This is a genomic window from Streptosporangium sp. NPDC001681, from assembly GCF_040298085.1.
Taxonomy (GTDB): Bacteria; Actinomycetota; Actinomycetes; order Streptosporangiales; family Streptosporangiaceae; genus Streptosporangium.
On record NZ_JBEOZN010000052.1, the window covers coordinates 15,259 to 29,731 of the forward strand.

The 14,473-nt window shown below is 69.3% G+C and carries 10 protein-coding genes; all 10 read left to right on the forward strand.

The genetic code is table 11. The annotated features are described in order from the left end of the window. Nucleotides 1-423: 423 nt before the first annotated feature. The 10 genes from ABT130_RS23400 to ABT130_RS23445 all read left to right on the forward strand — a co-directional run bounded on the left by ABT130_RS23400 (nt 424) and on the right by ABT130_RS23445 (nt 14,452). On the forward strand, nt 424-3,270 hold the full coding sequence (locus tag ABT130_RS23400; RefSeq protein WP_350958452.1) for a PQQ-dependent sugar dehydrogenase: 2,847 nt from the start codon (nt 424-426) through the stop codon (nt 3,268-3,270). Further along, complete coding sequence (locus ABT130_RS23405) at nt 3,263-4,444, forward strand: ThuA domain-containing protein (protein WP_350958455.1); 1,182 nt, start codon at nt 3,263-3,265, stop codon at nt 4,442-4,444. The genes ABT130_RS23400 and ABT130_RS23405 overlap by 8 nt, the downstream gene beginning before the upstream one ends. A gap of 305 nt (nt 4,445-4,749) precedes the next feature. Beyond that, on the forward strand, nt 4,750-5,745 hold the full coding sequence (locus tag ABT130_RS23410) for a hydroxyacid dehydrogenase (protein ID WP_350958457.1): 996 nt from the start codon (nt 4,750-4,752) through the stop codon (nt 5,743-5,745). Nucleotides 5,746-6,794: 1,049 nt separating this feature from the next. Beyond that, a complete protein-coding gene (locus tag ABT130_RS23415) occupies nt 6,795-8,486 on the forward strand; it encodes an endonuclease/exonuclease/phosphatase family protein (protein WP_350958460.1) in 1,692 nt (563 codons plus the stop codon). 356 nt (nt 8,487-8,842) lie between these two features. Continuing rightward, nucleotides 8,843-9,118 carry an acyl carrier protein gene (locus tag ABT130_RS23420; RefSeq protein WP_350958463.1) on the forward strand — a complete coding sequence of 92 codons (276 nt, stop codon included), beginning with the start codon at nt 8,843-8,845 and terminating at the stop codon, nt 9,116-9,118. 7 nt (nt 9,119-9,125) lie between these two features. Then, on the forward strand, nt 9,126-10,334 hold the full coding sequence (gene fabV / locus ABT130_RS23425) for an enoyl-[acyl-carrier-protein] reductase FabV (RefSeq protein ID WP_350958466.1): 1,209 nt from the start codon (nt 9,126-9,128) through the stop codon (nt 10,332-10,334). 242 nt (nt 10,335-10,576) lie between these two features. Then, nucleotides 10,577-11,437 carry an NADP-dependent oxidoreductase gene (locus tag ABT130_RS23430; RefSeq protein WP_350958468.1) on the forward strand — a complete coding sequence of 287 codons (861 nt, stop codon included), beginning with the start codon at nt 10,577-10,579 and terminating at the stop codon, nt 11,435-11,437. A gap of 339 nt (nt 11,438-11,776) precedes the next feature. After that, entirely contained in the window at nt 11,777-12,643 is an 867-nt protein-coding gene (locus ABT130_RS23435) for a lytic polysaccharide monooxygenase (protein WP_350958471.1), read from the forward strand. 217 nt (nt 12,644-12,860) lie between these two features. Next, complete coding sequence (locus ABT130_RS23440) at nt 12,861-13,547, forward strand: DUF305 domain-containing protein (protein WP_350958474.1); 687 nt, start codon at nt 12,861-12,863, stop codon at nt 13,545-13,547. A 68-nt stretch (nt 13,548-13,615) separates the two neighbouring features. Beyond that, on the forward strand, nt 13,616-14,452 hold the full coding sequence (locus tag ABT130_RS23445) for a MetQ/NlpA family ABC transporter substrate-binding protein (protein WP_350912231.1): 837 nt from the start codon (nt 13,616-13,618) through the stop codon (nt 14,450-14,452). Nucleotides 14,453-14,473: the final 21 nt, after the last annotated feature.

Below are 14,473 nucleotides of genomic sequence, written 5' to 3' on the forward strand. Positions count from 1 at the left end.
GCATCTGGGAAGACGTACTACGAAGTTATCCGGTTGTCACCATGTCCGCATCCGGACAGAAATGTGCCCCCGCTCTTGGGCGAGGCCGGTTGCCCACCTTCCTGGGCGGCCGGCACGGCCCCTCCGCTCGGCGTCGACCACGGGTGGTATCACCGCGTCGAGCTGTGCCAAAGGTCCCAGCTCACCGGCCACTGGCACGTTGCAAAGCCGGTCTCAGGGAGCGTTCTCTCAAATACGCGGACGGTTACCTGGAAGTGTGAGAGCCGTTTCAACCAGGTTAATCAGCCTCTTGACAAGTTTTGGTAAGCAAGAGCAATCTCGTGGTGGGAGAGCGCTCCCTCACATCCGTCAGCGCCCAGCAGTACAGACCCCGAGACCCTGACCACCGGTCCACCCCCCTCCACAGAGACCTGGAGTCTCGCCATGGCCTCGCTCCGCCGATGGTTACCGCCCCTGACCGCGCTCCTGACCCTGACCGCGCTCCTGCACCCCCTCCCGGCCACCGCCACCGCCCGGGTCGCGGCCCAGGCCGCCCCGCCCGTCGATCCCGCCAGGTTCCAGCAGGTCACGCTGGCCAAGGGGGTCGCCACGATGGGCGAGCCGATGTCGATGGCCGTGCTGCCGGACCGCTCGGTCCTGCACACTGCCCGCGACGGCACGATCCGGCTCACCGACGCCGCGGGGAACACCAAGGTGTCGGGCAAGATCCCCGTCTACTTCAACGACGAGGAGGGCATGCAGGGCGTCGGCATCGACCCCGGCTTCTCCTCGAACCGGTTCATCTACCTCTACTACGCGCCGCCGCTCTCCACACCTCCGGGGGGCGCCCCGATCACCGGCACCGCGGCCGACTTCGCGCGCTTCGACGGCGTCAACCGGCTCTCGCGCTTCAGGCTGAACACCGACGGCACGCTCGACCTCGCCAGCGAGAAGAGCGTCCTGGAGGTGAAGACGAGCCGGGGTTTATGCTGCCACGTCGGCGGTGACATCGACTTCGACGCCGCGGGCAACCTCTACCTCACCACCGGCGACGACACCGAGCCCGGCTACAACGACGGCTACGCGCCGCTCGACGACCGGGCGGGCCGCAACCCCGCACTCGACGCGCAGCGGGGCGCCGCCAACACCAACGACCTGCGCGGCAAGGTGCTCCGCATCAAGGTCAACGCCGACGGGTCCTACTCGATCCCGGCCGGGAACATGTTCCCCCCGGGAACGGCGAACACCCGGCCGGAGATCTACGCGATGGGCTTCCGCAACCCGTTCCGGATGAGCGTCGACAAGGCCACCGGCGTGGTCTACCTCGGCGACTACGGCCCCGACGCGGGCACCGCCGGCGCCAGGGGGCCGGGCGGCCAGGTCGAGTTCGACCGGATCACCGGGCCGGGCTTCTACGGCTGGCCGTACTGCACGGGTAACAACACCCCCGCCGAGACCTACGCCCGTTACAACTACGCCACCGCGACGGTCGGTGCGAAGTACGACTGCGCGGCCGGTGTCGAGAACACCTCGCGCAACAACACCGGCCAGGTCAAGCTGCCCCCGGCCAAGCCCGCCTGGATCACCTACGACGGCTGTTCGCTGCCGGAGTTCGGCTGCGGTGCCGAGTCGCCGATGGGCGGCGTCGTCTACCGCTACTCCGCCGCGCTGAACTCGCCGATCAAGTTCCCGCAGTCGCTCGACGGACACTTCCTCGCCGGTGAGTTCCAGCGGCAGTGGATCAAGGACATCGAGGTCAACGCGGACGGCAGCCGAGGCACCATCCAGCCCTTCCCCTGGTCGGGCAAGCAGGTGATGGACATGGCCTTCGGCCCGGACGGTGCCCTCTACGTGCTCGACTACGGGACCGGCTGGTTCAACGGCAACGAGCATTCGGCCCTGTACCGCATCGAGCACATCGGGACCGGCGGGCGGGCGCCCATCGCCAAGGCGTCGGCGGACCGCATCTCGGGGAAGGCGCCGCTGACCGTGGCGTTCTCCTCGGCGGGCAGCTCCGACCCGGACGGCGACGCGCTCACCTACTCCTGGGCGTTCGGTGACGGCGGCACCTCCACCGCCGCCAACCCCACCCACACCTACACGACCGACGGCACCCGTACGGCCACGCTGACCGTGCGGGACAGCACCGGCCTGACCGCGACGGCCAACGTCGAGATCACCGTCGGCAACACCGCGCCCACGGTGCGGATCGACCTCCCGCTCAACGGGCAGGTGTTCGGCTTCGGCGACGCGGTGCCGTACCGGGTCACCGTCACCGACCCCGAGGACACGACGATCGACTGTGCGAAGGTGAAGATCACCTACATCCTCGGTCACGACACCCACGGCCACCCGCTCGCCACGGGCAACGGCTGCTCGGGCACCATCCAGACGCCCGGCAACGGCGAGCACGACGGGGCGGCCAACCTGTTCGGAGTCTGGGACGCCGAGTACACCGACTCGGGCGGGCTCACCACCCACACCCAGCACGTCACCCAGCCGAAGAACCGGCAGGCCGAGCACTACACCACCTCCCAGGGCGTCGCCCTGTTCGACAAGGCGACCGCGCACGGCGCGAAGACCGTCGGCAACATCGAGAACGGGGACTGGATCGCCTTCGAGCCCTACGTCCTGGCCGGCGTCTCCACGTTCACCGCCCGGGTCTCCTCGGCCGGAGCCGGCGGGACCATCCAGGTCAGGGCCGGCTCGGCGACCGGGACGTTGCTGGGCACCGCCACCGTGGCGCCGACGGGCGGCTGGGATACGTTCGTCGACGTCTCCGCCAACCTGACGGGCGCTCCGGCCGGCACGACCAAGCTCTTCCTGGTCTTCGTCGGGGGCGCGGGCGCGCTGTTCGACGTGGACGACTTCACCCTGACCACCGGGACGCAGCCGCCCACCGGGACGCTGCTGTCGTCGGGGCGTCCGGTCACCGCCTCCTCGACGGAGGGGGCCGGATTCGCGGCGGGCAACGTGGTGGACGGCAACCTGGGGACGCGGTGGTCGTCGGCGTTCTCCGACCCGCAGTGGATCTCGGTGGACCTGGGTTCTGTCCGGCAGGTCAGCCGGGTGAAGTTGCAGTGGGAGGCCGCGTACGGCAGGGCCTATCGGATCGAGACCTCGACCAACGGTACGACGTGGTCGCAGGTTTACTCCACGACCGCCGGTGACGGTGGGGTGGACGATGTCACCTTCGCGGCGGCGAGTGCCCGGTACGTGCGTGTCTACGGCACGCAGCGGGCCACCGCCTGGGGCTACTCCTTGTGGGAGATGGAGGTCTACGGTGCGTAATATCATCGCGATCATCACAACGCTGCTCGTCGTCACGATCGGGTTGGGGGCACCGGCCATGGCAGCGGACCCGGCCTACAAGGTGCTGGTCTTCTCCAAGACCGCGGGGTTCCGGCACGACGCCATCCCCGCGGGCATCACCGCGCTGCGCGGGCTGGCGGCCGAGAACGGCTTCACCGTCGACGCCACCGAGGACGCCGCCGCCTTCACCACGGCCAACCTGGCCGGATACCGGGCGGTGGTCTTCCTGCTGACCACAGGCGACGTGCTGAACGCCGCGCAGCAGACGGCGTTCGAGTCCTACATCGCCGGCGGCGGCGGGTACGTGGGCGTCCACGCGGCCGCCGACACCGAGTACGACTGGGCCTTCTACGGCGGCCTGGTCGGTGCCTACTTCTCCTCCCATCCGGCCATCCAGCAGGCGACCGTACGGGTGGAGGACCGCACGCACCCCTCGACGGCCCACCTGCCGGCGGCCTGGGTGCGCACCGACGAGTTGTACAACTACCGCACCAACCCCCGCTCCACCGCCCACGTGCTGGCCACGCTGGACGAGTCGACCTACTCCGGCGGGTCGATGGGAGCCGACCATCCGATCGCCTGGTGCAAGCAGTACCAGGGCGGCCGGGCCTGGTACACCGGACTTGGTCACACCATCGCGTCCTACACCGAGCCGAACTTCCGGGCGCACCTGTACGGCGGGCTCCGCTACGCGGCCGGGGTCGCCCCCGCCAACTGCGGCACCGCCCCGAACCCGACTCCCACCCCCACCGTGGATCCGGGCGTCGCGCTGCTGTCGGCCGGGCGTCCGGTCACGACCTCCTCGACGGAGAACGGGTCGTTCGCCGGGAGCAACGCGGTGGACGGAAATCTGGGGACGCGGTGGTCGTCGGCGTTCTCCGACCCGCAGTGGATCTCGGTGGACCTGGGTTCTGTCCGGCAGGTCAGCCGGGTGAAGTTGCAGTGGGAGGCGGCGTACGGGAAGTCCTACCGGATCGAGACCTCGACCAATGGCACGACGTGGTCGCAGGTCCACTCCACGACCGCGAGTGACGGCGGTGTGGACGACATCACCTTCACGGCGGCGGGCGCCAGGTACGTGCGGGTCTATGGCACGCAGCGCGCCACCGTCTGGGGCTACTCCCTGTGGGAGATGGAGGTCTACGGCAGCTAGGAGCCGGGATTCCCGCGGATCTCACCGGTTTCGCAGGTTCGACAGGTGGGAATCCGTTGACGGCCGGTTGCCCGGCGTTGGACGGCTCATCAGCGTGCCGCTGGGAACCGCAGCGGCAGCCACACGTACCGGGTGACCGCCGGCCCTCGGGCCGGCGGTCACCCGGGTGAGAGACAGGAGGTGGTTCAGGTGTCCTGGATCGGCAGGACGGCGGTGCGGTCGGTGCCCGGCAGGGGCGCGGGAGGCCCGGCGGCACCCGGCACCCACATCGTGGTCCGCGACTCGGTCCGGCCGGTCACCGTCCGATGACCATCGCCGCGGCGTTCGCCATGCAGCCCCGGCTAGTGCCCGAGCTCTTCCCCCCCGACCTGCGGCACCGGCTGTCGCTGGTGACGCGGGTGGACGAGCGAGTGATCGAATCCTTCGACGGGCCGCTCGACGTGGAGATCTTGATCACCGGCTGGGGGTGTCCGAGGATCGACGCGGACGTGCTGGCCGCGGCTCCACGGCTGCGGGCGGTCGTGCACGCCGCCGGCAGCGTCAAGGGACACCTCACCGCCGAGGTGTTCGACAGGGGCCTCGCGGTCTCCTCGGCGGCTGAGGCCAACGCGCTGCCGGTGGCCGAGTTCACCCTGGCGATGCTCGTACTGGCCGCCAAGCAGGTGATCGTCAAGGCGCGCGCGTACTCCACGCGGGGCTGGTCGGGCGACCCGCTGCCCGGAGTGGCGACGCCGAGCGAGGGCGGCGGCCTGATCGGAGCGGTGGTCGGCGTCATCGGCGCCTCCCGGGTCGGGCGGCTGGTGATGGAGCGGCTCCGCGACCACGGCGCGCACATCCTGCTCAGCGACCCGTACATCAGCCCCGCCCAGGCGGCGGCCCTCGGGGCCAGGCCGGTGCCGCTCGACGATCTCTGCCGCGAGGCCGAGCTGGTCACCGTGCACGCTCCCGCGCTGCCGGAGACCCGCGGACTGCTCGACGAGCGCCGCCTCGCGCTGCTGCGCGACGGGGCGGTGCTGGTGAACACCGCCCGGGGCTCCCTGATCGACACCGACGCCCTGGTACGGCACTGCGCCACCGGTCGCATCGGCGCCGTCCTCGACGTGACCGATCCCGAGCCGCTGCCCCTCGGGCATCCGCTGCTCGCCCTGCCGAACGTCCTGGTCACCCCGCACCTCAGCGGAGCCAGGGGCAGGGAGCTGTGCCGCCTGGGCGAGTTCGCGGTCGCCGAGGTCGAGCGGCTGGCGCGGGGCCTTCCGCTCCGCGGCACCGTCCGGCCGGCGGATCTGGATCGGATCGCCTGACGTCCCGGCCGGCCGGGGAAATCTGTTCTGACCAGCGCCTACGACGATGTGGCCGCTCGAACCCCGACCATCACCGTGGCGCCCGGCCTCACGCGCCCCGCTGACGTCGTCCACACAGCCGCGTTCAGCTCCGCGGGTCGTCCCAGTAGTCCTTGAGCATCTCGCCGGGCCGGCCGGGCGCGGTCTTCCGTTCCGACCACGGTTCCAATCACACCTCGGAGGAGTTCGGCCGTTTCCTGATCGACGAGATGCCCATCTTGTGAGGGAGCTCAGAGCCTTTCGATCAGAGCCGAAAAGGCTTTACAGTCTGGAGTTAGGCAATGTAGTTTCGCCATCAGGTCCAGGTAAGAGCCATATTCATGTCAATACGTTAGGAGCTCACCTGATGGCTTTGGCTCGTGGGAGCACGACCTGCGCGTCGTCCTTATCTCGACCGTACCGGCATGCCCTGGCGCTACCTTCCTGGGCCAAGGTATGTGCCTGCCTCGCCCGATAGCAGTGGTGGCTCAGCGGCCTGCCACACCGATTAGTCCGCACCGCCGAAAGGCGCGAGCTCGAACCGAGTTTTCGCGTGATTGACGCTCAAGCGTCAAGTCCTCGGCCAACGTGCCCGCCACCATCCGGGGCATCGACGCCGCTAAGGAGAATCGCCGGCCGAGAATGCGGCATCGTCACCGGTGCCCTCGGACGCTGTGGGCGGTGCCGGTCACCGCCGCCGGATCGCAAGCGGCTGAGCCGACAGCACTCACCGCACCCCTCACCGAGGCACTGTCGCCGAACACGGCGCCACACCTGGCATTGACATCGACGTCGTCCCCCGCGCCTGTGCTGCCAGAGGATTCACCGCTCTGCTTTGGCACTGGATTGCCGAACGGAGCTTCGGAGGACTGATTTTCCACCGTCTCCTGCCCCGCAGCTACGAGACCGTGCCAGTCCGCCGCGAAGCCATGAGCCTGATCGACCTCATGATTCGCCGACTCAGCATGAACTCACCTCGCCCTCGCGAGGAATCCGAAAGAGGCATTCGAGTGTTACGAAGAATTGTCACGATGACGGTCTTGGTCCTCTTTACCGTGGTGCCGATGGCGGTCATATCGCCGGTCGCACCGGCCGCGGCACAATCCCAGGACAGGGTCATCATTTCAGGAGACTGGGATGGTGACGGTGTGGACACGTACGGCATCGTGGACACCTCCACGGACCCGATGACGTGGTATCTGACGAACCGATACGACAACTACTGGATCGACAACCTCGCACCCGACACCGTCTTCACCTACGGCGCCCGTGGCGCGCAACCGATCGTGGGCGACTGGAACAACGACGGCTCCGACACTCCGGGGGTCTTCGTACGCACCGGCGGAACGCCATCGTGGCAACTACGCAACAGCAATTCATCGGGATCCGCCAACGTGACCTTCGGTTATGGCGCGGCCTCGGACACCCAGCCCCTGGTCGGCGACTGGGACGGCAACGGCTCCGACACCCCCGGCCTGTTCCGGCCCGGCAGTCCCAACTCGTACCTGCTGCGCAACAGCAACACCGCCGGGAGCGCCAATCTCACCTTCACCTACAGCAGCGGGGCGGGGATGCCCATCGCGGGCGACTGGGACGGCAACGGCTCCGACACCATAGGGTTCATCAACACCACCAGCAACCCCTTCACCTGGTACCTGCGCAACAGCAACACCACCGGAACGGCCAATGTGACGTTCACCTACGGCAGCGGCAGCGCGTCATCGGTGTACTTCGCCACGGGCGACTGGGACGGCAACGGCTCCGACACCCCCGCGGTCGCGCTGCCTATTACCAACGGACCCTTCCAGTGGCATCTGCGTAACAGCAACACCAGCGGCGTCGCCACCAGCGGCGTGCGCTTCAACCCCGTCACGCCGCTGAAGCTGATGCAGTTCAACCTGTCCGGGGGCATCCTGAACAACGGCACCTACCCGATCATCGGGCGGATCGTCAGGGAGGTGCAGGCGCGCCGACCCGACGTGATCTCCCTCAACGAGATCTGCGACCGCCAGTACGCGCACCTGGTGGACCAGTTGGCGGCGGCCGGATACGCGATGCAGGGATACTTCCAGGAGTCCCGCACGTTCGTTCCCGACTGCATCGTCTTCCCCGACACCCGCAATGAGGCCGGCAACGCCATCCTGGTACGCGCCGACGTGACCCAGCGGAAGGGGTACATGTTCACCACCGGCCACAAACTGGAGGAGCGCGAGCAGCCCGTGGTCACGGAGGAACGCAGTGTCGCCTGTGTCGTGGCCAATTTCCCGCCGGCCAATCAGCCGGTGAAGGCCTGTTCGACGCACCTGGCCGACGGCGACGCGTCCGGAGCGCAGGCCGAGACCCGGGAGCTGACCCGCGTGTTCGGCCCTGAGGCGAACTCCATGCCGTTCATCTTGATGGGCGACCTCAACCTGACCCCGGACGATGCCGCGGTCGGCACGCTCTACTACCCGGACGGGAGCGGAAACTTCTGGGAGACCGACACCTACTGGAGCAGTTGCGTCGGCGAGGACGGGATGTGCGAACCCGTCCGGGGCGGCCGGGCCACGCGGGTCGGCGGCACCCGCAAGATTGACTACACCTTCGTCAGTCGTGACCACTTCAGCGTGCCGATCGCCGGCGTCGACATCATCGACGCCGGTAACTGTGACACCCATCCCTGCTCCGACCATCTGATCATTCACAGTTCCGTCAACCTGTACCTCCCGAGAAAGGCGCCCTGACCGACAGCCGGGCCGTCCCACCGGTAACCGGATCGTGAGGCCGGGCGTCACCCCCATGGCGCCCGGCCTCCGCAGGTCCCGCTGACGTCGTTCACCCAGCCGTGTTCGGCTCCGCGGGTCGTCCCGGTTGTACGAGGAGACATACGGCGACTTCTCGCACGATCGCGTTCACCCCACGATGCGCGTCCATCTCGACAACGAGCGCCTGGAGCGTCAGGCGCCGATCAACCGGCCTGGCCGGACACCCGTGTCCAAGTGGACGGACACCTGCTACGACTGTTTCGCGCCCACGGTCGGCTGCTACGTACTGCCCGCCGGCGCCCTGCGGTCGCGCACCGGCGCCGCCGGTGGTCGCCGTGGCCGACGAGCTCGCACTGTGGCAGGCGGTGGTGGCCGCGGTCGCCACCACCGCCGGACGTGCGCCACGCGACCGCGTCGATCCGGCTCTGGACCTGTGGAATGCCCTGGGCCTCGATAGCCTCTCGCTGCTGGAGCCGATTCGAGACCTCGAAAAGCGGTTCCAGGTGACCATCCCGGATGAGGGCACCGGCCAGGCCCACACGGTCGGCGACCTCATCAGGATCATTCAGCGTCTCGCAGGCTCCGACCCGCCCGCGGGCCCGACCAGATAGGCACACGATGACGGAACGACTTATCGAACCCCGCGGGCGCGGGTTCCTGCTGTTCGACTCCCACCCCGCCGGATGCGAGAAGATCGTCGGAGACATGTGGGACCGTGTCACCCCCGCGATCCCCGACAAGAAGGCCGAGCGCCGTCCGGTCGCCCTGATCATCGGCTCCAGCGCCGGCTACGGGATGGCGGCCACGATCGCGGGAATCCGTCGTTACGGCCTCGACGGCGTCGGCTTGTGCTTCGAGCGCCCGCCCACCGAGCGTCGCACGGCCACCGCGGGCTGGTACCGCACCATCGCGACCGCCGAACTCGCGGCCAAGGCCGGCCGCGACTGGTCGTTCGTCAACGGCGACGCCTTCGCCGACACCACCAAGGAGCAGGTACTCGACCTGCTCGCCGAACGGTTCGGCGGCATCGACTACCTGATCTACAGCGTCGCCGCACCTCGGCGCACCGACCCCGGCACCGGGCGGACACACCAGTCGGTGATCCAGTCACTCGGGGCGGGGTACGGCACCAAGACCCTGGACGTCAGCGGAGACGAACCGGCGCTGAAGGAGATCTGGGTCGAACCGGGTAGTGACACCGAGCGGGCCGACACCATCAAGGTCATGGGCGGCGAGGACTGGGCCCTGTGGGTCGACGCCCTGACCGGCCGTGGCCTGCTGCGCCCGGGGTTCACCACCGTGGCCCTGTCCTACATCGGCTCGCACCTGACCGCGCCGATCTACCGGGACGGGACCATCGGTGCGGCCAAGGCCCACCTGGAGGAGACCGCGCTCACGCTGAACGGCGGCCTGGCCGAGGTCGGCGGGCGGGCCGTGACATCGGTCAACGGCGCCGCCGTCACCCAGGCGTCCACCGCGATCCCCGGTATCGCCCTGTACGTCAGCCTCCTGCGGGGCGTCCTCGGCGAGGCCATGCAGTCCCCGCTTCAGCAGTCCGTCGAGCTGTGGGACCGGCTCACCGGTGCCCAGGCGCTCGACCTCGACGACCAGGGGCGCATCCGCCTGGACCGGTGGGAGTTGCACCCGCTCATCCAGGAGCAGGTGACCGAGCGGTGGGAGGCCGTCGCCCCCGACAGCATCGGCGACCTGGCCGATGTCGACTGGTTCACCTCCGAGGTGCGCCGTCTGTACGGCTTCGACGTGCCCGGTGTGAACTACGGCGCGCCGAGCGAGCCTGACCTGCTCTGGCCCACCCCCACCGAGTAGCGACCGGCCGAAGGAGACGTGACGACCGCAGGCGACCGCATCCGGCAGTGCGAGGAGTACATCCACCGGCCGCGCGGTCGCCGTACGACGGACGGTGGCCCCCTGCGCGCCGGGATCCGGAGCGCGTGAGTTGACCTCAATCATGCTTGAGGTTGCAGGCTGGGCGACGGCGTACACGAGTGGAGGGGAACCCTGTGAAGGCAGCTGCTTTTTTCGAGTTCGGCGGTCCCGAGGTATTGCGGGTGACGGAGCTTCCCACGCCGGAGGCGGGCGAGGGGCAGGTACGGGTGCGGGTCAGGGCCGCGGGCGTGCAGCCGTTCGACCTGGCCATCAGGGAGGGGTGGAATCCGCCGGGAGTGGACGGGGAGCTGCCCCGGGTGCCCGGCAACGAGTTCTCCGGGGTCGTCGACCAGGTGGGAGCGGGGGTGGAGGGGGTCTCGGCCGGGGCCGAGGTGCTGGGCTTCACCCTGCTCAACGCCTATGCCGAGTACGTGGTCGTGCCCGCGGGGAACATCACGCCCAAGCCTGTGAACATGTCCTGGGCGGTGGCGGGCGGTTTCACCGCCGGGACCCAGACGGCCCACATGGCGCTGCGGCAGCTCGGGGTGGGGGAGGGGGACACGCTCCTGGTGCACGCCGCCGCGGGCGCGGTCGGCACCGCCGCGGTTCAGCTCGGCAGGCTCTGGGGGGCCACGGTGATCGGCACCGCGCGCGCGGAGAACCACGACTACCTGCGCGAACTCGGCGCGATCCCGGTCGCGTACGGCGAGGGCCTGCTGGAGCGGATCCGCGACCTGGCGCCCGGCGGGGTGGACATGGTGCTGGACGGCGCGGGCGGTGAGGCGTTCGACGTCTCCCTGGAACTGGTGAAGGGGGAGCGCCTCCTCACCCTCGTCGAGCACGGCAGGGCCGCCGAGCTGGGGGCGCAGCGGACCAGGGGGGAGCGGCTGGCGTCCCGCCTCGCCGAACTCGCCGCCCTGTACGCCGAGGGCAGGTTCGTCTTCCCGGTGCGCGGTACCTACCCGCTGGAGCGGGCCGCGGACGCGCACCGCGAGCTTGGGACCAGGCACGGCAGGGGCAAGGTCGTGCTGGTCATGGACTGAGGCCGGGGCTTCCGGGGGAGCGGGGGCGCCTCCGGGAGCCGGACCGGGCACGGCAGGGGCGAGGTCGTGCCGGACCGAGGCTCAGGCCTCCGGGGGAGCAGCGGCGCGATCGGGCGGGGGCGCGCCGGTCGCGGACCGGGGCTCACCCGGGGCGGGCTCGTCCTCCCGGTGCGCGGGACCCACCGCAGGGGGCTTGGGATCGTGCTGGTCAGGGATCTGTATCCTCGTTCGACTGGCATTATGGGACGGACTTTTAGTAAGGTTTCTTGTTAATAACGTGCTATCCGTCGGCTCGTTGGACATGTCCTGCCTCCATTCCCCAACCCAGGAGGAGTCCACGTGCATCTACGACACAAGGTGGCCACCGGTGCCGCCGCGGCGCTCAGCGTAGGGTCCCTGCTCGCGCTGCTGCCGTCCACCGCGGCGGTCGCCCACGGTTCCATGTCGAACCCGCCCAGCCGGGCCTACGTCTGCAAGACGGAGGGCCCGGAGACCCCCAAGTCCGACGCGTGCAAGGCGGCCATCGCGGCCGGAGGCACCCAGGCCTTCTACGACTGGCACGAGGTGTCCCGGCTCGAAGCCGGCGGCAACCATCGCCAGATCATTCCCGACGGCCAGCTCTGCGGCGCCGGGCGCGACAAGTACCGGGGGCTCAACCTCACCAGGGCCGACTGGCCCGCCACCCAGGTCTCCCCGGGGCCGCTGACGGTCACCTACCACGCGACCGCGCCGCATGCGAACAGCAACTTCGAGTTCTACATCACCAAGCAGAGCTGGGACCCGACCCAGCCGCTGCGCTGGTCGGATCTGGAGCACATCAGGACCTTCACCAACCAGAACCCCAGCACGTTCACCAACTGGACGATCAACCTCCCGCAGCGGAGCGGCCGCCAGCTCATCTTCTCGATCTGGCAGCGCATCGTGGGCAGCACCGAGGCCTTCTACACCTGCTCGGACGTGAACTTCGGCGGGGGAGGCAATCCCAGCCCCACGCCGACCCCGACGGTGACCCCCACGCAGACCCCGACCCCGACTCCGACCGTCACCCCGACGAGCCAGCCGGGCGGTACCTGGCAGGCGGGCACCGCCTACGCGGCGGGCGCCACGGTGACCTACGGGGGCGTGACCTACCGGTGCCTGCAGGCGCACACCGCGCTGGCGGGCTGGGAGCCGCCGAACGTGCCGGCTCTCTGGCAGCGCGTCTGACCCGTTGACGTCCGGCCGGGACGAGCCGTCCCGGCCGGGCGTCCTCCCCCGAGGTCCCGCACCGGTCCGCCGGCCCGGCGGCGAGGGCGCCGCGCGTACGGGCCCGGTCCTGGCCGCTACCGAACAGCACACCGAGCACCACGCCGAACCACGCGGCACCGTGCCGCGCTTCCTCCCCCGGGGCCAGAGTCCGGGGTCTCCAGCCTGGAGGTATTCGATGAGACGTGCGGTCCCGGTGGTCGTACTGGGCGTCCTGCTGCTCGCGGGCTGCGGTGCCCACAGCATCCAGGAGCTTCGGGGCGGCACATCCGGTCACGCGGGGCACGGCGCCGCCGCCCAGAGTGCCGACCAGAGTTCTGATCATGACGCGCACGATGGGCACGGCGCGGGTCAGGGGGTGCCCAGCCCGTCGCCCGCCCCGCCGACGGGTACCGCCGAGGGGGTCGCCTTCAACGCCCCCGACGTGATGTTCCTGCAGATGATGGTGCCGCACAACGCGCAGGTGGTGCGGCTGGTGCGGCTGGCACGGGAGCGGCAGGTCCGCCCCGAGGTCTCCGAGCTCGCCGAGGCGATCGGGGTGACCCAGGAGCGCGAGTCCAGCACCATGTCCGGCCTGCTGGCCGCCTGGGGGCAGCCCGCGACGGCGCCGGACGACGAGCACGCCGCGCACGGCGGGATGCCCGGGGTGAGCGATGAGGAGGTGGCGGCGCTCGTCGCGGCGCCCCCGGCCGAGTTCGAGAGAAGGTTCCTCGACATGCTCATCGCCCAGCAGGACGACGCCTCCCAGATGGCCAAGGTGGAGGTCGCGACCGGGCTGCACGCCAAGGTCACCGAGATGGCGAAACGCGTCGATGTCTCGCGTACAGCGCAGATCGCCCAGATGTTGGCTTTGCGTGACAAGTAAGGATTTGTCCCTTTCCCCGTTTCTGTGAGATATTTCCTACCAGCTGTAAGGGGAATTAGGGGAGAATCATGCGCAAGATATTTGGGATCGTGGCCGGACTGATCCTGGCCGGGACCCTGGCCGGATGCGGGGGGGCGTCCACCGACACGGCCCAACCTGCCGACGGCACGCCGAAGGCCGATGCCCCGCTCAAGGTCGGGGTCAACCCCGTACCCCACGGCGAGGTGCTCAAGTACGTCAAGGACAACCTCGCCGCCGGCGCCGGGCTGAACCTGGAGATCGTCGAGTTCACCGACTACGTTCAGCCCAACACCCAGCTCGACGAGGGCAACCTGGACGCGAACTACTTCCAGCACATCCCGTATCTGGAGGAGTTCTCCAAGGGCAAGAACATCCAGCTCAGCTGGGTCGCCCCGGTCCACATCGAGCCGCTCGGCCTGTACTCCAAGAAGATCAAGAACGTCTCCGAGCTCGCCGAGGGCGCCCAGGTGGCCGTGCCCAACGACGCGAGCAACCTCGGCCGTTCGCTCAAGCTGCTGGCCGACAACGGCCTGATCACCCTCAAGGAGGGGGTCGGCGTCAAGGCCACCGAGCGCGACGTCGCCGACAACCCCAAGAAGCTGGAGTTCAAGCCCCTTGAGGCCGCCCAGCTGCCCCGCTCCCTGGAGGACGTGGACGCCGCGATCGTCAACGGCAACTACGCCCTGGAGGCCGGGCTGCAGCCCGCGACCGACTCCCTGCTCCTGGAGAAGGGCGAGGGCAACCCGTACGCCAACGGCCTGGTCACCGTCCCGGCCAAGGTGGACGACCCCCGGATCAAGAAGCTCGCCGAGATCCTGGCCGGCGCCGAGGTCAAGAAGTTCATCGAGGACAAGTACAAGGGCGCGGTCCTGCCCGCCGGGTGACCGATTCTTCGCCGATAACTC